The sequence below is a fragment of the Paenibacillus sp. J2L1-98 genome, assembly GCF_056269405.1.
The window spans coordinates 158,763-180,031 of the sequence record NZ_JBWDNW010000003.1 but is presented as its reverse complement, the minus strand read 5'-3'; the positions used below and the strand labels follow the sequence as shown (position 1 = coordinate 180,031).

At 49.7% G+C, this 21,269-nt stretch carries 11 protein-coding genes; 1 reads left to right on the top strand and 10 read right to left on the bottom strand.

Features of this window, described 5'->3' with window-relative positions; translation table 11 throughout:
* Window positions 1-55: 55 nt before the first annotated feature.
* The 9 genes from AC0YNZ_RS09095 to AC0YNZ_RS09055 all read right to left on the bottom strand — a co-directional run bounded on the left by AC0YNZ_RS09095 (window position 56) and on the right by AC0YNZ_RS09055 (window position 16,314).
* Window positions 56-676, bottom strand: coding sequence for a hypothetical protein (locus AC0YNZ_RS09095; RefSeq protein WP_475826499.1), 621 nt, complete (start codon window positions 674-676; stop codon window positions 56-58).
* Between the two features lie 194 nt (window positions 677-870).
* Window positions 871-1,737, bottom strand: coding sequence for a hypothetical protein (locus AC0YNZ_RS09090; RefSeq protein WP_475826301.1), 867 nt, complete (start codon window positions 1,735-1,737; stop codon window positions 871-873).
* A 704-nt stretch (window positions 1,738-2,441) separates the two neighbouring features.
* A complete protein-coding gene (locus AC0YNZ_RS09085) occupies window positions 2,442-5,426 on the bottom strand; it encodes a GAP1-N2 domain-containing protein (protein ID WP_475826300.1) in 2,985 nt (994 codons plus the stop codon).
* Complete coding sequence (locus AC0YNZ_RS09080; protein ID WP_475826299.1) at window positions 5,426-6,685, bottom strand: TRAFAC clade GTPase domain-containing protein; 1,260 nt, start codon at window positions 6,683-6,685, stop codon at window positions 5,426-5,428. Before AC0YNZ_RS09080 ends, AC0YNZ_RS09085 begins: the two co-directional genes overlap by 1 nt.
* A 14-nt stretch (window positions 6,686-6,699) precedes the next feature.
* On the bottom strand, window positions 6,700-7,335 hold the full coding sequence (locus AC0YNZ_RS09075; RefSeq protein WP_475826298.1) for a beta-mannanase: 636 nt from the start codon (window positions 7,333-7,335) through the stop codon (window positions 6,700-6,702).
* 22 nt (window positions 7,336-7,357) lie between these two features.
* A complete protein-coding gene (locus AC0YNZ_RS09070) occupies window positions 7,358-8,644 on the bottom strand; it encodes a vWA domain-containing protein (RefSeq protein ID WP_475826297.1) in 1,287 nt (428 codons plus the stop codon).
* A 57-nt stretch (window positions 8,645-8,701) separates the two neighbouring features.
* Window positions 8,702-11,131: a transcription initiation factor TFIID gene (locus AC0YNZ_RS09065; RefSeq protein ID WP_475826296.1), complete on the bottom strand. Its 2,430-nt coding sequence runs from the start codon at window positions 11,129-11,131 to the stop codon at window positions 8,702-8,704.
* Between the two features lie 2 nt (window positions 11,132-11,133).
* On the bottom strand, window positions 11,134-14,523 hold the full coding sequence (locus AC0YNZ_RS09060; protein WP_475826295.1) for a tubulin-like doman-containing protein: 3,390 nt from the start codon (window positions 14,521-14,523) through the stop codon (window positions 11,134-11,136).
* Window positions 14,524-14,547: 24 nt separating this feature from the next.
* Window positions 14,548-16,314, bottom strand: a complete 1,767-nt coding sequence (locus AC0YNZ_RS09055) for a vWA domain-containing protein (protein WP_475826294.1) — start codon at window positions 16,312-16,314, stop codon at window positions 14,548-14,550.
* A gap of 298 nt (window positions 16,315-16,612) precedes the next feature.
* Between AC0YNZ_RS09055 and AC0YNZ_RS09050 the strand changes: the two genes are divergently transcribed.
* The gene (locus tag AC0YNZ_RS09050) at window positions 16,613-17,566 is read left to right on the top strand and encodes a hypothetical protein (RefSeq protein ID WP_475826293.1); all 954 of its coding nucleotides are present in this window, start codon (window positions 16,613-16,615) and stop codon (window positions 17,564-17,566) included.
* Between the two features lie 188 nt (window positions 17,567-17,754).
* Here the strand turns inward: AC0YNZ_RS09050 and AC0YNZ_RS09045 are convergent, their stop codons facing one another.
* A complete protein-coding gene (locus AC0YNZ_RS09045) occupies window positions 17,755-21,114 on the bottom strand; it encodes a tetratricopeptide repeat protein (protein ID WP_475826292.1) in 3,360 nt (1,119 codons plus the stop codon).
* Between the last annotated feature and the right edge of the window lie 155 nt (window positions 21,115-21,269).

Sequence of the window (21,269 nt, the reverse complement as noted above, 5' to 3'; positions counted from 1 at the left end):
GGAGTAACAACAGGCTGCAGATCATGCCTGCAGCCTTTTTACCGATGATGCTAAACTAATCCAAAATGTTAATAATCTCTTTAGCATACGCAAACCAATCCTTGTTGTCCGTATTCATTTCTATTGTTGGTATGACGGACTTTCTCGATGCACTACGTAATTCCGACTGAATCGATAGCAGCTCGGCTGCTGCAGCTTGGACTTGTTCACTGCTCTTGTTTACCCATTCATCAGGCGTACGGCTTTGTAATCTTTTTTCTGCTATTTCAGGGGATATCGTTAATAATGCGCATTTTGCTCCGAGGTTTAACAACTCCTGTTCGATAGCTTCGATTTCATCTACATATTTATCGGGATAGGCGACTCTGTGATTTAAATGAAATCGTTCTAGGATAAAAAATATCCCCCTGGACCTCCGGGAGGCATCTCCCAAATATTTTGCCCATTCGTTTAATTGTGTTAGCATTCCAACTCTATCTTGCAATAGCTGAAGATGTTCTTCGTGACTCGATCTCCTGTATTCTCCATGAATGTTATGTAAGACCTGGGAAAAATGTTCACTCAGAACAATGACGCTTCGCTCCGCTAATTCATCCTGAGCTTGTAATATTTTTATACATTTTAATACCGACGTTTTACCGGCATGCGAGTATCCCTCTAAAATAATTCCCCTCATCTGATTCACGCTACAACCTCCCTCTTCCAGATATTTGGAATTAATTATATCAAAAACAGCTGATCAATAGCCGAGCTACAGATACTTTTCATGCAAGCTGGCATTACGCTATTCCGCCCGTTAACGGAGCAAAGGGCTGCAATGCGGCAGCCCTTTGGATATTTTTTATTGTCACCTTAGGAATTACAAACTTTTCAAAAATTTCTATCGATGAAATTTGCACGTCGCAGTATAAGCACTACTGGTACTAACGCGATCAGGAAACAGCAGGAGGCAAGAAGCGGGAGTACGGCCCACTCAAAAATAGAGGATCCTAGAAACGTTTTCCAGCCGATCGCCGCTAGTCCGAGCAAGTAAGCGACTCCTGTCATATGGATCAACCTGAGGCGAACCGAGGTTTGAAGCGATTTGCGTTCAGTCAACCAAGCGACAAAGGGTACTGCTTGCAAAGCATGGAAACCGAGACCATGAAGCCAAATAATATTACCATGCATACCGATGATTCGGCCCTGGTTGAAAGAAATCCAGATACCGGCCGCAAACGAGATCAATACCGCAATCATTGCATAGCGTATACCCAGTACGAGCTCCGGACGCAGCTTATACGCTTTCTTGCGGAAATATTGAATCGCCAAGCTTAAATAAAACAGTACCAGCAGCAGAGCCACCAAACCAAAAATGATACCGACTGAAGTATCAAAGGCTGTGCCATCCTTCACGAACCTCGGATTTATGCCGCGAAAATTTTGTACGGTTTCCGCAAAGTAAGAATAAATCGCTAGTATGATGTAAGACCATCGAAAGATTGCTTTGCTTATTGCACCCATCTCAGAAAACGGAACGATAGCCGCCGTAGACAATAAAAACATACCCAGTGCCGCATTAAACGAAACTGCTTTGGACACATCGCCGTCCGGGGCTACCGGTCCCCCATACAGCATGACCCATACCGCGCATCCCCCTGCAAGCAGGAAGCCAAGTAACCCGGTAAGCACCAACCATTTCTCCCCTTCAAAAAACTTGACTGCCGGGTTCAATTCACCAACCGTTCGATTATTCAATTTCGTACACCCTTTCTATAGAGAAGTTGTTACTCCAACTCTAAAGGAAGGATATACCAAATTTAACGGGCCCCGGTCTGAATTCCAGCGGACCTGTGGAATGGTTTTGTTCTCGACTAAAGTCGTATAAAAAAAGGTGCTGATCAGAAGCCAATTGGCTCACAGGCTCTTTTCACTATCAGGCCTGAGCATCGGTCACCGCCCGGCAGTTTAATTCGATTTTGTGAAACTAATTGAAGTTACTCATCCGATAGAGGCCATTTAGTTTGATTATGCCTAATTAATAAGCGTATTTGGGAGAGCAGCTTCTAAAAATGACCGATTACGTTTGCAAAATAGAGCTAATCCGCCATCCTCCCAACCCGAGCGCGATTTAGTTTTGTGAAATGAAACTAAATTACTTTTTATCTACCCGAATCGGCCGCATACACCCGCTTGCACAATTCAAAAAAACAAATCTCCGAAGCGAGGAAGGTTGTAGTCTATCAGTCGGACGAATGATTGAGCCCGTTAGTGTATTCGGTCAAATGAAGAATAACGGGGGTTCCGGGGGTTTGATGAAAGCAGCTATCGTTCGAAATCAAGAAATGGCGGTACAGGACTAAACCCTGCACCGCCACTTCCTCATCTTTTCACGTCAATCTTAATCATAGCGGGCTGTCTCTCAAGCGAGCTTACTTTTGAGACAGTTCCGGAAACATCATTTATTTATCGACAACGCGCAGCACAGTAAGCTCATATGCTGTTTCGCCAACTCGGATGATGCTGTCAGCCGGAATATCGGTCTGTTTGCCGAGATGAACAACAACCCGGCTCGTATAGCCTTCTTGCTCAATCGCCGGGCTGCCGCTTTGCTCTAGCTGAGAGCTTGTCCCCATACCACCCACCGAATCAGCAGCATTCAAGCTGTCACTCTTTTCGGCGCTGGAAGTATCGGTTGCAGAAGCGGTATTTGAAACAGGGGTTGCTGTAGGCAAAATCGCAGGTGGAGCCGCGGATTCTGCCGGCTGCGCCGAACCTTCGGCCGGATTATCCTCAGTACTATCATTCGTCGTATCACCGCTGCAATCAGGAGAGAGCTCAAGCTCCGTAAATTCCAGCGTTTCAGCACCCGGCGGCTCTACTGCTAATGAACTCGGCGCAAACTGCGTGCAAGCCGATGCGTCCTTGAATAAGAACACAAGAGAGGTCGTGGCCTTCTCGCTTTCAGTCCCAGCGGTTTGCTCTGCGTATACGAGCGTATCCGGCGGGACTATGCCTGCTTCTGCTGTAGGCTGCACCTCTGGCAAAGCCGCGCCCTTTGGATTCTCATCGCCTTTGCCGGAGAATGAATACATGATGCCGGCGGTAATCATTCCCAGCACCGCTATAGATGTAATTATCGTCGCTTTACGATTCCGAAAAAATAATTTGGATCGCTTCGAGGAAAGCTCCTGTTCAGCCTGCTTATAAACAACAGTAAGGGAAGATCCCGCTTTGTCGAAAAGCTGCTTCCGATTCGCACGTTTTTTGAAAGCATCGCGGTCATATTTCATAAAATAACCGACTATAGCTGACGTATAGGCTGGAACGAAGCCTCTTGGCTTCATGAAATCGGGATGATTCTCCGACCATTGGAAGAAGCGGTATATCATCTCCTTATTCGAAGCATTCCGCTGCAAATAATCGAGCATCCCCGTATAATCTAGCGTTTCCATATCCGTGCTGCGCAGGAAGGCAAGCACGAGACGGAAAAATTCAGCGGACTCCAGTTCTCCCGCCAGCAGCCTTCGTCCTGCCTGCTGAACATGGTCTATCTCTGCCGGAGACAGACGGCCGAATAACGCTTCCGTCGGTTCCGGCAGCGCAAACCATTCATAAATGGCAAGCAGCTCATGAGCAGCTGATTTTTGCCTAGGATCCTGCAGCTGTCCGTTCCACCGCTGCAGCTTGTCCTTATAGCTGAGAAATTTTGCTGACGCGAGCTGATCTTTAGTGAGGCTGTCAAAATCAAGCTCGGAAAGCATCGCACGATAGACGGCAAGCTCCAGCCCCTGATACAAGTCAACTTCTTCATGTGAAGACCGATGCTTCCCTGTTCCTAACCGCGCTTCCCCTTCCAGCCTGCGCAGCTGATCTAAAGCGCTGCTTACCGCTGGTATCGAATACCGCTCGCGTTCCAGCCTGTCCGTCAGCTGCTGACGGGCAAACGTATGAAACGGTTCATAGCTGAAAAGCCTAGGATGATTGTTTCCCCAATGCTCAATCATCTGAAGCACGCTTTTCGCTCCAGCTGCAGCCTTCAGCTTCTTCTCCAGATAGGGAATGAACAAGGTGGAGGCGTGCCTCGAATCAACCAGAAGCCTTGTAAAGAAAGCCTTGATTAAGGCTGGATTGCTTTCAACGGCCGCATAGAAAAAAGCAGCCGCTTCTTGATCGTTTTGCTTTATTGCGTTATTGAGCGCCAGTATGAGGAATGAGACGATTTTGTTTTCGATATTTCTGCCAACGATCCGGTAGTAATCCTTAAAGGCATCCACAATGAACGCTTCTGGTACTTCTCCTTGCCGCACACGGTCAAACTCATAGTCAAACCGGGACAGAAATAAATCATTCAGGCGAATCTTGTAATCTAACGAGCCGGATGGCTGTATATATTCGAGCAAGCCGCGCAGCACTGCGGTTTTTTGCGCTTCATATAACGAATCGTTGCCTTCCTCGATTTGATAGATGACGCATAGCTCATGATAGCTGGCAGCAGCAATTTGACGCTCCGGTTCCATACCTGCCAGCATTTGCTCAGCAAATTGGAAAAAGTTGTCCACTCGCTCAGGGCGATCCAAATTGTCCCACACGAAATCCAAATACGGCTGATCCGTTCCGTCAAGATCGACATTACTCATTCGATCGTTGACGAAATCAAACGTATAATCCTTCTCGATGCTGCGGTCCCCTTGTCGCAGGCTCCCCTTCTCCACAAACGTGAGATGCACCGATTTTCGGCTTTGCGGCTCTTTCGCATATGTGATAAAGCCAAGCTGCTTGCGGAAGGCGTAAGGCAGACATGCATAAAGCAGCGACAGCAGCAGCTTTGCTTTGTCCGGCAGATGCTTAATCGGCACATCGAGCGCAACGTAAATCTTCTTCTTGCCGCCGACTGCTGACATCACCGCATACAACAGCTGCTTAAATCGCTTTTCTCCTATATTCAGCAGATTCAATATCGAATGATAGGCAGGCTTAACCGCTGTGGCCGCATGAATCGGCAGGCTGGCCAATTCCGCTAGCTCCATGCCGTTATCGTTATCGTAGCTATCCGTGAAAGCTGCTTGCAGCCAATTCTTATAATCACTAGCAGACTTGCTGCCGTAACCGCTTTGAATAATATAGTTATGCGTAAAGAATGCGCTGCGAAGTCCAGTGAAATCCGCTGCCTGATAGACGCTGCGCCCCAGCAAAACGTCACCGGTTTCCAGATGGAGCAAATGCATAGTCTCGGGATATAAGGCGCCGTCCTTCTCGCCGCGCGCTGCCAGCTCGGCCGGCGCATCGTATACGCAGAACGGATGGAGCACCTTTTTGATAAAAGAAGGATCTAAACCGCTTGACTTGGCAATCGTATCATAGCCCTCCGTGGACCTGAAAATACCGCGTCTTTCCCGTGCGTACATCTGCTGCTGGATCTTTCTGCCGGGTGTAGAATCGCGCACTATTCTCTTCTCCCCTCAATGAAATTCAGCTTATAAAGCAGCCAAATGAAAGGCTCGTCGACCCGGATTGGACTAACGACGGTCTGCAGCTTCTGATCCACCGGATTGCTTCCCAAAGCGGATACTGCATAATAAGCCGTATCCCTGAAATAGACGTCCATCGTACCCTTGAACGGCCGATCGACCTTCTCGATAAAGCGGCGGATTTCTCCGTCGATATTTTCAAATTCAGTCAGGTTAAAATAATTGCGGTGCACCATATTGTTGAAAATATTGCTGTTCGATTTAATGTATTCGCCATCCTCATCCTTCAAGGAATGAAGCATGTCGCTCTTAGTCAGAACGACGGCTGTCGGAATATCCGTTTTGTTATTTTCCTGATAGGCAATGAAATCACCGAACATCGTCAACACCACATCGCGCGGCTCATCGTATTGGGAGACCCAAACCCCCGGCTTATCGCCCAAGTTCATTCTAATTTTCTCGCGGATCGAACGGATTTGCAGCGGATCAACCATCAGCAGGATGCCTGCCGAGTTTTTAATATGCTGACCGTGCAAGCCGAGGTAATCCTGCTCTACCATGCCCTCGCCCGCCACATCGAAAAATACGAGCGTCAATGGCGGCTTCGTCTCATCTTTAAAGACGAATTGGAAAATAAACGGCTCCTGCATCTTCTCTTTCTGGGTGGATGCAAGCAGATCGCCGCGCTCGAATAACGGCTCCTCGTAATAGGTACGGAACTTGCGGCTAATTTCAGCGTTGAGCGGCATGCAGGCAGCATTGAAATGATCCGCCGTTGTGTTCTGCAGCGTATGGATCAATGAGGTCATATAAACCGATTTACCTACTTGGGAAGCGCCAATGATGGAAATAATGTTGCTTGGCACCTTGCCTGCCGTCACCGGAAGCTCGTTATGGCATTTTGGACAAAGCCTTCTGCGGGTTAACTCGCCGTAACGGTCATTAATTCCGATTAACACATGGTCGGAGTAAACAAGATGCTCTTCAGGCACGTCGTGCGGACGGAGCACCGCTTCCATATCATGTACAGAATCGAGGCCAAAGCGCTCGCGGTATTTGTTCAGCTCTTCGTCTTCCCCAAGCGCATAATCCTCATCGTCCTCGCGGGAATGGGTGGCGCGGAACACGACCTCTTCCGGCGTGAATTTGCTGAAGCAGTAGGGACATACAATATCGTAATACAATGGCCGCGGCTTTGGCTCCGGCTTTTTTTTGAAAATATCGAAAATGCTCATGCGATCTTCCTCCTTTATACTGAAATCAATTCGTACATTTGCCCGTATTTCCGGCCATCGGTGAAAAACAATCGGATAAAATCCTGTTTTCCTACCTCAATGGCAGGCAGAACATTTTTTCCAGCTGCAAAAGGCGCGACAAACGGATATAACATACCATCTTCTTTATTTGAGGGGTAACCGCCCTGCTTCTTCACATAGCAGAGCACGTCCTTCGCGATCGGGACTTCTGTCGTCACCTGAATTTGAATCGTTTTGAACTTTCTAAAAAAACCGCTTTTATCCGAGACCGAATAATAAATTTTAGCCTTGCCGGCACTGATTTCTATGCTATTTTCGCGATCCTGTTGAAGGATGAGCTGCAGGCCGCCGCTCCCCTCCTGACAGGCATATACTGTAAAGACATAACGTCCGATGCCTTCTATCCGGCTGTGATAGCCGTTATTCGCTTTATACTCCGCTTTCGTATACAGCTTTACATCTCCGGTAATTCCGGCACCGTTCTCCGCCTGTTCGGCAGGCGCCTTCCCGATGTAAACCGCTTCTATGCCTCCCGGCCAAATCCAGCGCAGCGTGCAGCGGTCCTCCTCGATCACTCGGGTCAAGCCGCTGATGACCGGAGAACTGTCCTCCGCATCGATAAACCGCATTTATAACCGCCTCCCGCATCGTTTAAAATCCATGACTGCGGCTGTCCTTCGTCCGTCCGCCCAAGCCCGCAGCGGGACGGTCCTGCATACTGCCTTTTCTTCCGCCTCCGCGCGGCCTAGTGCCGTTATTCTCTCCCACTGGAACGACTAGCGTAAACAAAGCAATGATTGCCGCCAACACGAGCACAGCAGTTAGACGGGATAATCCGTCCGAGAGTATATGCCCAGTCAAGCCGAAGTCCAGAATGAAGCCTGCCAGCAAACCGCCGACTATGCCGCCAGCGCCAAAGCTAACCGCCAAAAACCGATTGTCGAACAGCAGTCCGAGCGATACACCAATCGCTGCGCCGATAACAACTAATGATAAAATACGAAGCAGAGTGTATAGCGTACTATCTGCCAACTTACCTGTACGCTCTGTTAAGAGCGTCTGCTTATCGAGCTTATTGTAAATATTTTGGAAGACGAGCGAAAGTCCTGCCGCTTCCGTCACGTCATAGTAGCTTCCGCCAGTCGAATCAGCTATACCCTGCAGCAAAGCTGAGCCTCTAGCGTCAACAACACTAAGGCCAACCGTATTCACGGCAATACGCTGCTCCTGGTAAGCCGCAATTTGCTGGTCAAGGCTTGATTCGCTGAAGCCGTCTGACAGCAGGATGACCATCGTGCCGCGCCCCGCATTTTCCTTGCTCTTGATCGTATTCATCGACTCAGCCAAAGCGAGGCTGAAGTCGGTTCCTCCGTCTGTCGGCTCGATCGCATCGATTGCGGCATTTACTTTATTTTTCTCAGCCTGTGTGTTTACGCTGACGAAGGGCTGAAGCAGTTCCGCGGTATTGCTAAAAACGACGACAGCCACACGTTTATCGCTTTCCATGTTGTTAATCAGCTGCTTCGCAGCTGCAAACCGCTCATTGTCAGGATCGGTTTCCAGCATGCTTCCCGAATTATCGATGACAAGCACGATATCCTTCACCGGCTTCACGCCGCCGAATTGCAGCCCGTAAATAAGCTGAACCAATCCGCCGACAACAAGCAGCAGCGCCAGCGTCGCAGGTACGAGCAGCTTCCAGGATAAATCGATGTAACGCTGCCGCCAAGACGCCCCGTTTAAACGCGGCGAAATCATTTCGGCAATTAGGCAGGACAGTCCGATGCATAAAGCAAGGACGCCAAAGTAGAGGCCAACGACGACAAAGCGCGGCCACCCTTCTGACAGCTTGCCCAGTATGATCTCGCCGATCGCGAATCCGATTGCACCGCCTATTAAGCTGAACAATAGGAGAAGCATATTCATTTTTCGTTGCATGATGACAGCATCCTTTCCGCTTGCTGGTGGACCGCAGCGATTATCGATGTATAACGGTCAGCGAAGCTCAGGCAGAAGGGATGGATGAATATTGTGAAATTCGTACCCATTCTGCAAATAGGTTTCATAGTATACTTTGCCGTTGCGATAATACATCAAATCTTCTAAATGGAAACCGCCCATTATGTTTAATTTTTCAACTCCGCTGCTGCGCTTCTCGTGTACACAGCCCAGCTTGTAGATGCGAGATGTCTCATCAACGCCAAGAGCATAGCGGATAAACTCGCTTTCCCGGTCTCCGAACAAATATTTTTCCTCGTAGCGATGCTCGTGCGTATAGTCGAGCAGACGGATATGAATAGCCGCATTATCCTCAAGCGTCCGGTACAGAAGGTGGAACAGCTCATCCCGCGATAATGCTTTGCGGTTGCTATAAGCAACCGATACGTTCGCCCGCAGCAATAGCTCTTCCTCGAAAGTTTGGGCAAAGGGCTCTGCGGTCAGGATGTGTTTGCGGCAAATATCGATCATTCGCTCCGCTAATGCGTGCTCCCCTTGCTCCAGAAGCTTCGTCACACTGCCCAAGAACCGGTCCTCGAAGAACGCCGATGCGCCGCGCTTCTCTTCGATGTCCTTCATGACATCCCCGGTTACACGCTCGTAATAATCGAAAATGTTTTGCCCGATATAGTCATCCGCCGAGCGGATGCTTTGAAGCGACGCCGTCTTAAGCTCTTCCGCAAGCTCAGCCATTTGCTCAACACGTTTTCGGTACCCTTCGTGCAGAAGCTCCAGCTCGCTTGCGAACTTTCGGTACAAGGCAAGCTCAGTCTCCATGCGTAATAGCCGCCACTGCAGCCGGTAGACCGTCTCGAAAAAAACGCGTATAAAGGAGCGTAAATTTTGCTTATCCATAAACGGAAGCCGTTGAAATTTCAAATCCTCGACACGTATTTCGCGGGTGCGGTCAAGCTCCTCCCCGGCTAGATCGATTTCAATGACCAAATCGCGCATTCGAGCGCGAACGGCCTCCAGCGCACTGCCTGCCCCATTCTTCTCGCCGGTCCACTCGGACACCTGATAAAAGCTGATCTGCGGACGCTCCTGCATATTTCGGTTAACGGTGCGCCGCAGCTCTTCCCCAGCCTTTACATAACCGAGGCGCTCCTCAGCCGTATTTGTGAAATGCTTACGGAAGAAAGCGGCGCAGCCGCCGCTGAACAAAGCCTCCTCGGCCTCGCGCAGCGACATTCGCCGCAGCTGCTCGTATCGAATGCCGCTCGTTAAGAGTCCCGTCATATCGGCAAGATTATCTTCGCTTGGAACGAGTTCGGCCAAACGCGTCTCCATCGCCGCCATATCAAGCCCGAAAAACGCCAGCTTCTCCTTCGTACCCAGCTCAGGCGCGCTTTGCAGCCGCGCTTTTATCTCCTTGAAGAAGTGGTACAGCACGGTTAAGGCAATCGAATAATTCGGACGCTTCACTTTGGCAAGCCCGGCTGAGACATAGCCCTGCCTTCCTGATTCGGCCATCAAGCTATTCTTAAAAGACGAATTATTGTAGCTTACATCATTGGACTGTACCTGCGCATCCTTCCTCTGCCTGTTTTTCAACAGCAGAATGTGGCAAATGATCTCATAGTTGTCCTGCATCCCGTTAAGGGTCGTAATTCCCCGCTCGTTACGGTCAGATAATACATAAACAAGATCAAATAATGGTGACGGCTTATGAACGACCGGAATCGTTAAGCCGTCGCCGGTCACCTGCAGCCGCGCGGAGAATGTATAATCCGGCGACTGCATTCCTTCAAGCTCGCGCAGGAAGCTGATTCCCGCCGCGCTGGCATAACCGAACGTCTCCGATTGCTCCCGTTCATTAATCAATGCATACAAATCCATTTGTACCGATTTGAACAGCTGCAGAAAAATCGATTGCGCGAGCAGCGATATTTCTGGAACGAGCACGTTAAGCGGATCATCAACCCTAGTAATAACGGCAAGATGAAGGCGGTCGAAGGAGGCGTACAAGCGGCCAAAATCTGCAATCGTATCGCTAACCTGCCGCAGCGCCCGGTTGAGCAAACCCAAATAACTACCCTCGGCGTGGAAGGCGGCCCCTATATCCTTGCGTCTAGTCCGGTTATCATCTTGCCCCTCCGCAATTCCGGTCAGCGCAACCCGCATGATCTTCGGAGCAGATTGGCCAGTCTTACCCTCGCGGTATGATGACGCCGGTTTAGAGTGATTCCCCATTGCGACGCTGGCATTCGTTTCACTTGATGATATATGGAAGTAAATAACCCCGGCATTATTGTCCCATTTCAATTCATTCGAGTAAATCATCGGCTCAATCGCATGCTCCGCCTCATCGCCGATAAATAGAAACACGGTAGGATAGTGAATACTGCTCTGATCATCCTCAAGACCGCTCAGCTTCTGTTCTGCGGCCGAATAGTCGGCCGCATACCGATCCAGTATAACTCTCATAACTATTTCAACTTTCTGCGAATTTCATTAAGCTTTGTAGTCATTTCCTTATAGAACCGATGCAAGTCCTCGCCGTTTGCAAGCTCGACCTTCTCGTATTCGAGACGCTCGCGCGCATCAAGGAATGTGCCGAACAGCTCATCCAGCTTGGCAACCAGCAGTGAGGTGTCCTCCGTTGCCGTCAATTCCGTTACTCTGCGCGCTGCTTTGCGCATGAGCGTGCCGCGGCTCTTCTCATCCAGCTGGCGGAAGCTCTCGAACACCTCATGCTCGACATAGCTGCTGCTCTTCATTAAATTGGCGAAAGGCTGCCAAGCCTCTTCTTCGGGTTCGCGGTCGTATACATAAAGCGCCCCCTTCTTGCAGATCGTCTCCGTGTACAGTGCCTCGATAAATTGATCGAACCACTTTTCCTCATCCTGATGCTGATGAAGCAGCTGCTCAAGCTCGTTTGCCTTAACCGAAATAGACTCGTATTTCGCGAGTTCCTCGCGAACCCGTCTTAGCTGCTCCGGCGAACGAATCAGATTTTCCTGGGCAAGCTCCTCCGTGAAGCTTCCGAATATATCTTTCGTCGATTCGAGCTCCAGCCCTTCGGACAGAAGGCGCTTCAGCTCGCTCCATGCCCGTTTGACCTCGCCCAAATTCGGCTTTGCCGAATCAAGCTGCATATTGTAAGGCTTGAGCGCATCGGACAGCTGAAACGGCTTCGTGAAGCGAACGGAATAACGGCTGCTCGTGTTGTTATCGATGCCTTTCTCCTCGATAATGCGGTATCCCTCCGCTTTCGCAAACTCGTCGCGGACTCTGGCGTTATAGCTTTTCACGCGTGGATTGACGTACGTGTCTCCCCATGATTTTTCTGGAATCGGCGACGGCAAATACGTCCAATTGACCCGGTCAGTCTGCACCAGGTGGCGCCCGATACCTTCCTTGTCCAGAATCGTTCGTTCATAGCTTTCCTCATATACCTTAAGCGGCGTATAAACGAACAGAGGCACGCCGTTTCTCGTATTCAGCCAGAAAATCCGGTTTTTGACTTCGCTTTCCTTGATCGTAAAGTGGGATTTGCCGATCGAGTTATTTTGATAATTCCGAATTCCCCGCAAAATGCTGGGCGCCTGCACCGGCACCGACACGAAGCCCCATGACGGCACATGCAAGTTGCCCGAGCTGTTGCTGAGATGGAATACAGGTACGGCTTCCTCATCCAGCTTGCTCGCGATATGGCGCTCAACAAATTTCTCGATCGATTCATCGTTTCCGTATTTCATAACGAGGAATTCTTCCATCGATTTCGTAATAAGGTCGCCGAATTTATCGGTCAAAAATTCCGAGATCGAGCTGACGATATCGATTTCCTGCTCCTTCACCCACAGGTTCGAATGATCCAGCAGCTCCTGCGTAAAGTCGCGAATCAGATCGTCTCCGTCCTTCTTATCCATTAACCGGCTGATGACATCGGATATGTCCGGCACGCCGACGATATTCCAATAATACGTTTTGTTCCCCTTATGGTCGGCTTGCTCTTCCCCGTTTGTGAGAATGTCGCCGTTCTTGGCAAAGATCGAATTAAGGACATTTAAAATTTCGGAGAACACGTTATAGATCCGGTTGTTCTCGTTGTTAAGGAGCTGGTGCAGATCCTCATAAAACTCTATCAATTGCTCCATGCGCTCGACATCGGCATGCAGCCAGTACTCATTGATTTTCGCTTCGATATAGTTGTTTTTCTTCTTATCCTTGGATACGAACGCGCTCTTCGCATCGCCCATGCGTTCATTCGCCTGTTCTCTAGCCGCTTCAATTTCCCTCGGAAGCCGCGTCAGCCCCTCGCGAAGCGTCTCAATATAAGAGAGCAGCATCTTCAATAAGCAAAAGCCTTTCTCGGTATACAGGAGACGGGATACATAGAACGGTCCCTGCTCCGGATGAAGGAACGTGCGGCGGATTTGATCGGTAAACTGCCCGACGATTTCACCCGGAAGCTGTTTTTTGGCCTTGATATATTCCTCGCGCGCACGGGCCAGGAAGTTTTGCTCCAACTCGGTATCCATGTTTACAACTTGCATTTTCACCACGTTATTATAGCTGAGGCGCTCGCTGTTCTCGAAACCAGGCAGCGGCTCCGGTACGCGTGAATCGAACGTCTTCATCATCGTTTCGAGGTCGATTCCGAGCTTGCGCGCAAACTTCTCCACGTCGTCCTGACTTGGCGCCTTCTCGAACATTTTGTCCATTTTATTAAAGAGCCGGTAAGCCAAATACGTCGTCATTTCCTCGATCGGCAGCACCGCCGATGAAGCTCCGATAATGTTGTAATCGTAGTTAGCCGGATACATCTTGTTCATTTGAGCGATGTTCGTCCGAATGTTGCTAATATAATCATGAATGGCGAATTCTTCGCCGGACTGCTTCTCCTCGCTCGAAATAAAGTTCGTAATGTTCTCCGCCGTCACGTTCATGCAGTAATCGTAGGCGTTCTCGAGCAGCTTGCCTTCCGCATTAGTAGCCGAGATGAGATGGCACAGGTTAAAGGGCGGAAGCGGCGAATTAACGGACAGGATATTGCCGTACTGCTGCTTAAACCGCTCTCCCCGGCTGTCCACATTCATCCAATAGTCCAATTCTTTCAGTGCGGCATAGCCGTTCTTCTTAATATACTCGCGCGTATGATCGCTCAAGCTCTTGTTCGCAAGATTAATGTCCGGCGTGAACAAATAACCAAGCGTATTTACCCGGTCGATGCCTGCAGAGCCGTGATCGCGCTCGATAATCCCTCTGACGATATACGAAATATCGAGGAAGCAGCCGCTGCCCGTTCCGCCGGATAAGCCGGTGAGCAGAAATACCATCAGCTTCTTATTCGTGCCGACAGACAGCGTCTTAATTTTTTTGTCGATGCTTTGCACGACTTGGTTGATCTTCGTAAACAGCAGCAGCCGGCCTGCTTGACGCACGCCAGCCGCACCGTTCATCCCATCGGTAATGCTCAGCTCAGGCGACAGCCAATCGGTAATGTACGGCTCCAAAATGCTGCGGTTTTGCAGCAGTCCCCCCACCTCGGGATTGGACAGCAGCACGAATTCATTAATCGGATCGAGACCGATCCCTTTATACTTTTTGTTGCGGTCCTGTTCATTCGTTTCAAAGGCAAGGAACTCCACGTTGTTCGGCTTATCGCGCTTTCGCTTGGAAATCGGATCCTCCGGCAGCTTAAAACGGCGGTTAATCTGATATTTCAAGCGCAGCAGCGCATCGATGCCGGTACCGCCAAGTCCAATAATCAAAATCGGGTTATCAATCGTGTCTACCCGAATTTTCTCGCTGACAATGCCTCCGCCAAGCGAAACGTCGAGCTGCTGGATATGTTCTCTTACGATAGGTTTCATTCTTTACTACCTCCTGGGCTCTATTTAAACGAGATATTCGATAAATATCGTTTTGTCCACTTGCTTCAGCGAAACCGCAATGCGGTCTCCGCTCTTTATTTCCAATGGGCGGGTCGCATCGATTGCCCGTCCCGACTTCTCAATCGTGCATGAGGAGCCGTTTTGCAGGACGATGCGGTCGTTGCTGCCTGGTTTGAAGACGACTTTCTCTGTTTCCTTCAGCTCAGGCGCCAGCTGCAGCAGCTGGTGGAGCAGCAGTTTGCCTTTGAAGGCAGACAGCTTCTTGTACTGCGGCGACGTTTTGTCACCCGTATTCTCATCACGGATTTCAATGACGAGCTGGCCGACAAAGCCGCGGTTCGCCTGCTTCAGAAGACGCAGCACGAAATAGGCTGCTGCGAGCAAGACCGCCAGTCCTATCGCGCCAATAATGACAGGTACAACCGGGAATGGCTTCTTTGCTGTACCTTCCGGCTTAGCCGGTGCAGTCCCCGCTTTGGCCGTAATGGTAACCGCATCCGTCTCGCGGAAGAAGCTTTCCTCCTCGGCCTTTACTCTGATCTCATAGTCATGCTCTTCGGCAATTTTATAGGTTCCTTCAAAATGATCGCCGGCATTTTCCATCGGGAATTCCTCAGTTGCGCCGGTGTCCAAATCTTTAACGAGTAAAACCGCGCTCATGTTGCTGTACTGCGTCTTGTCCTCCAGCTTTTTCCCTCCGCTTACCAGGTAGGAGCTGAACTGTACCTTATCGCCCTTCGAATAGGCCGTGGAACCGAGCGGATCTATCGCCAAGCTCAAATCGTAGTTAAAAATAAGATTGATGTCGATTTTATCGCGATTCACGCCTTTAACCTGCAGCGTCCAGTCGCCTTCGGACGGCTTAAGCAGCTTGAGCAGCGAGTAGCTCTTCGACCTCGATTGCAAAACGCCATCCGAAGGAATCGCAACAGTGTTCCCTGCCGGATCAATCAGCTTCGCTTCAACCGGTTTAGATGACATGATCGAAATGTTCGCTTCCAATACATTGGCATTTGGAACTGAAATTTTCACATTTTGATAGCTTCCGTCCGCTGTAAATGAATCGACCGGCACGACGTTCAGCTCTAGATGGCTGGCGAAAATCTCGCTTAATATTTGCGGCAGATCATCAGCCGAATCGGTTGAGAACGACTTTCCGCCTGTCAAATCCGAAAGCTCGGCCAGCGCTTCCTCATTTAGTTTCCCGTTGGCGTTCAGACCGATCGTATAGATCGGAACGCCGCTGTCATTCGCTTCTTTAATAGCCTTCTGCATGTCCGCGCCGGACTGGGCCTCTGTTCTGCCGGAATCTTTATCAAAATCGTTATTGCCGTCAGCAAGCAAAATAATCATCGGCTCGTGATCGGGATCGGCTCCATCATCCAAAATTTGCATAGCTTCCTTGACTCCGACGGATATGTCGGTATAGGCGCCGCGGTTTAATTGATCGATAAAGCTCTTCAGATTCTCTTTGTCCGCCGCCGACTGGATTTCCAGCAGCGCCTTCTCGCGCTGGATCTCATCGGTATAGGCAACGATTCCAACCTGATCGCCCTGTGCCGACAGCATGTCGACAAACATCTTCATCGCTTCATTGCCAATTTTGCCCGGATCGCTCGTGCTCATCGAATTGCTCACATCGAGCACCAGCACCGCATCGATCCGAGAGGCGCCTTGCGCCGCGTACGCCGTAGATAAGCCGCTGAACGGCAGCAATAGCAGAGTGGAAACCCATATAAGTTGATGTGACAAACGTTTAAGTCGATTCATTTTTGTACTCCTTTGTAATGGGACGAGAGCATCTGCCTAGTCCTATAGTCACTGTTAGTAACAGCTCCCAAGATAAGATATACTATTAAATAAGTATACCTGATAGATTTCCAGAAATCACTTTTACTGTAAGAGAGGAATAATACATGGTTACATACGTCTGTCTTGGACTATTGTTTCTTTTTGTCATGATCAATGCTATTAGCTGCCATTCACGCCGGAAGCGGGCTCCATCTCATGAGGACCTTAACAAGCTTGTCTTTTCTATCCTGAGAAGCAGCGGGCAGCGTGATCGCGAATGATGAAGAAGCTGCCGGTACTTCTTAACCCTTTTATTAAAACACGCTATCCTTATAATAAGCTTAAAATTTGCCGCCGCTGCAATTACTTTACTGTACTAGGTGGTACAAAATGCCCAGTATGCGGCAAAGCTGCCCTGCAGAGCGCGGAGAAACGGGCTTCCTCCATGCTGCAGCGGTCGATGTGGAAAGCGCGGCTCATTGCATTGTTAATTATCGTCGTCGGCCTGGCGATGAGCGGGTCAACGATGCAGTCCAGCCTGTTCGCTGCAGGAGGATTGGCGTTACTCGCTCTATTATGGACGATCCAGAGACGGTCGACCCCTGCACTTTTACGCTTGCAGCTAGAAAAATTATTTCAAAATGAAGCTGACACCCTGATTGCAGGCCTTGTTAATGACCGGGATTCGGCCATTCAGGTGTTTCATAGCGGCAATAAACCGCTCGCCTATGAAATGCTGCGTGAAATCGGAGCGCTCGTCCATACCGATCAGCTTCGGATCGAGCAAATATTGCTGCTTCAATCGTTTGTGCTGCGAAAGGACATGGACCTTATGCTGGATCCGCTGCTAATGGACCATTTCAATCCCGATCTTGTCGAATATATCGGCGAGCTCGCGAAAATCAGGCGGGATCTGCTCAAGGAAAATACGTTCCGGTATATTTTGGTACATGAAGCCCAGATTCTGAGAATGGAACATGGCGAGAGCATATTAATCGGCGTTGCCGGTGCTGCAGTCAGAATGAAACGGTACATTGCCCTTTATCCGTATTTGGTGATGCGCTATGCGCGCAAGCTTCCTAAAGATCGTTTTCTGCGGTTATACAAGATCATTCAGAGCAGCCCGAACGCCAGCTCCGGCCCATTATATGAAGAGGTAATGAATATTTATAACGAAAAGTTCAAATGGGATGAGGATTTCCAGCGCGCGAGCAAGGACCGGGGGATGTAGATAGAGGACTATTTAACCAAAAAAAACCGGCATTTTGGCGCGTTCGCCGAAATGCCGGTTTTCCTTTATTTACTTAGAGCTAGCTAAACGTCCATACAAGGCGGCGGTGTAATACGGAACAGGCTGAATGTGATGGAAGAATTGTTTCAGCCCGGTTGGCCATGCTTCTCCGTAATCAATATGATCCGTCAGCAGGAGCTGCTTAATTCGTTTGCAATAAACCGTTTATGAATTGCCGCGCCTTGATGGCCGCGATCCATCGCAATCGCCATATCGAATTGCGCGGCTGCTTCGTTCGGGCGATCCAGTCCGAGCAGGCCGAGTCCCATCATAAATCGGCAATGAATGACGTTCCGTTTATTCAAATCCTCATCGAATACGAGGAAATCCGGCAGCGATACGGCAAAATAATCGATTTTGACATCGTCGAACAAATGCTTCTCGGCAAAATCAATCAGCTTATTGAATCTGCGTTTCGCCTCTTTGCTATTTCCAAGCTTCAACCAAGCCAGGCCTTGATAAAAGATCATCTCCGGCGGCTGATCATTATAAAACATTGCGCTTGCCGGCTCTTCCAGCCCTTGCGAAGCGGTCTTGAATGTTTCCTCGGCTTCCTCCGGTTGGCCAAGGCCCTCCAAAGCACAGCCCAAATAGTAGTACACATTGTTTTCTTGTGCTCCGGCAAGCTTCGCTTCGCCCAGATTTTCAGGATTCGCGAGTGCCTTCTGAAGCAGCTCTGCGGCTTCCGGATATTGCTGCTCCGACAATTTCTTCTTCGCAAGCTCGACAAGAGCAAGCACGTATTGCCCAAGAGTCTTGCCTTCGCCGCCTTCCCAAGGATGGAACCTGCGGGCGGCAAGCAGCTCAAACGCTTCCTCAAATCGTCCCAATAAATTGTGCAGGGTGACATATTCCAGATACAAATCATCTCTGGCTTGAACCAGCTCCATATGCTTCTCCAGTGCAGCCAGCCTCTGTCCGGGGGCGATATCAATCTTCTTATACAGCTGATCCAGCTCATAGAACACGCGCGCGTCGGTTTGGTCGCATGTGAAAGCAGTCTCCAGCGACTTGCGCGCCTTATCCGTATCGTTCAATTTATTAAAGTAGGCCAGCGCCAAATTGCGATGTGCTACCGAGTAGGAAGCATCAAGCGCGATCGATTGTTCAAAGTGAGCCACCGCATCCAGATGACGCTTCTTGTCATAGTAGAAATTGCCCAGGAAATAAAGAGCTTTGGCATCATTTGGACGCGCTTCGACCGCATTTTGCAGGACAATCAGATCAAATAGGCTGTTCGGGAAGCAATAATCCGGTGCCGCTTCATTGCCCGCTTTCAAATGACGATCCGCAAGCTCTTTCTGATTATCTTTACCGCAGCAGTACGCAATAGCAAAATGTACCATCGGATAGGCATCCGCCCCCTCATCGGCTGCGACAAAACGCAAAACCTGTATCGCTTCGGCATACAGACCTGCTCCGGCGTAATCCGATGCGAGAGCAAGGTGGTTATGAGCGTCACCGCGCATAAGCGCAGTCAAGTCTTTCAACGTCTTGCTCGCGCCAATCGTATTGCCCGCGGCCGCATAACCCAAATATAATTCGTTGTAAGCGCCAAAATCGGCAATATCCAGCTGCAGCGTTTCCTTCGCATAGGCTATCGCCTCTTCAAGCCTCCCTAACCGGCGCAGCAGGGCCGCTTTCAAATCTCGCGCCTTATAGTTGCGGGAATTGCGAATCAAGGAACGCTCAACCAGCTCAAGCGCTTCGTCATACGATCCCTTTTCGGAAGCGATTTGCGCCAAGGAGAAATAACCGCTGTCCTGCCAAGCAGCCGACCACACCGATTTGTAAAATGCCGCAAAGGCCTCGTCCAATCTGCCTTGATGCTTTAACGACACGCCTAGCTGATAATAGGCTTCGCTGTCGTAAGGATTCGGATTGCGCCAAGTCAAGCTGCTGATCGCTTTGCGGAAATGCGCTTCGCTTTGCCCGAACAGCCCTCTGCGCAGCAGCAGCGTACCGTAAGCGACATTTATCCGGATATCGTTTTCATCCCGCTTCAGCCCTTCAAGGTAATACGCCTCCGGCTCGAATGTGGCATGACGATACTGCTCCAAATGAAGCCCCGCTAAATACAGCTGCTCATTCGTTTTCAGCTCCTGCGGCTCGGGCAGCGGCTTAGCCGCATCCGGCATTTCTTCAATACCCGGCTTCTTCGGCTGATAGCTGACAAGCACGCGGCCGGCAGCATCCTTGACCGTAAGCCGCAAATCATGCTCTTGATCATCTGCGTGCAGCGGCACGGTTGAAGTGAATGTTCCGTTTGGAGACAGGTCGGCTGTCTCCAGCAAATACGTTCTGCGCCTGCTCTTCAGTTCGATCGTCGCCGCTTTGCAAAGCGAGGTCGCATAGGCATGGATAGTCGCTGTCGCTTCATGCGGATCAACCTCCAGGTTAACGGCCGCCTCAATCGTGGCGTTTTTAACGACGCCGATATTTTTGTAGGGCATAAAATATTGTTTAAATGATTTTTCCTCATACGGCTGCAGCCATGTAAAGTCCGGCTGATTGTCGGTATACACGCCGGTCATCAGCTCGATGTATGGTCCATCCTCGTCCGTTAAGCTGCGGTCCCACGCTTGGCCGAACTCGCCATTTCCCCAAGTCCATTGCTTTTTGCCCGGTGAAATATGATGATTCGCCACATGAAGCAAGCCCGCTTGAACCGAGTGGTCATAACCGCCGACGAAATTATAATCCGATTTATAAGCCATGTAGGAAGTCGGAACCGGAATGTTTTTGTAACGCGAAATATCGACGCCGTCCGAATAATCCATCTTGTAGTAAGTGCCCGTTGCAACCGGAAACTTCGAAACGTCGCGCTTGCCGTGATCGAACACGGCAGTGACATCGGGAGGAAAAACCGATTGTGTATGGTCGTTGACCGCTACAGCCGGATTTGCCCACCATAAGAAGGTTTGCGGCTCTGGCGTCCGGTTATACAGCTGCGCATGAATTTCCAAATATGCCTTTCCCGGATGCAGGGTGAAGCCCGCTGTTACCTTCGTTCCATACATGCGGTCAATTTCACTCACCCACACGGTGGCACTGCCGTCTTCCTTCTCCTCCAGCCGGTATTCCACAGGTCCGAAGGTGTTCGGGCGATGATGCTGAGGCCAGTTGAATTCGATGCCTCCCGAAATCCACGGTCCGGCAAGGCCGACCAGCGCCGGCTTAATAACCTGATTATAATAAACGAAATCATAATTATTCGTTTTATCTACCGCGCGATAGATCCGTCCGCCAATCTCCGGCATAATCTCAATGCGCAAATATTCATTGTCAAGAATGACCATGTTATATGGCTTAGGCGCCTTCACATCGTCAATTTTATCGATAACAGGATGCGGATACACTCTTCCTGAGCTGCCTTGATACACCCGCTTCTCCAAAAACATCGGATTTTTATCTGGTTTGCCAACGCCATAGGTCGGTATTTGAACGATTTCCTCCCAGACGCGTGAACGTTCTGCCTTACTGTTCAATCTGCTCACTCCTCTTGATCAGTTAATTATCCTATAGCTATACCTTACTGGAGCAGGGCAGCGCTTACCATTGATTATCCGCTGTTCATGATGGACTATATTCTGTTTTTAAATTTTCATTTAGCTTGTGTTAGCAAAGTCTCCATCGTAAAATA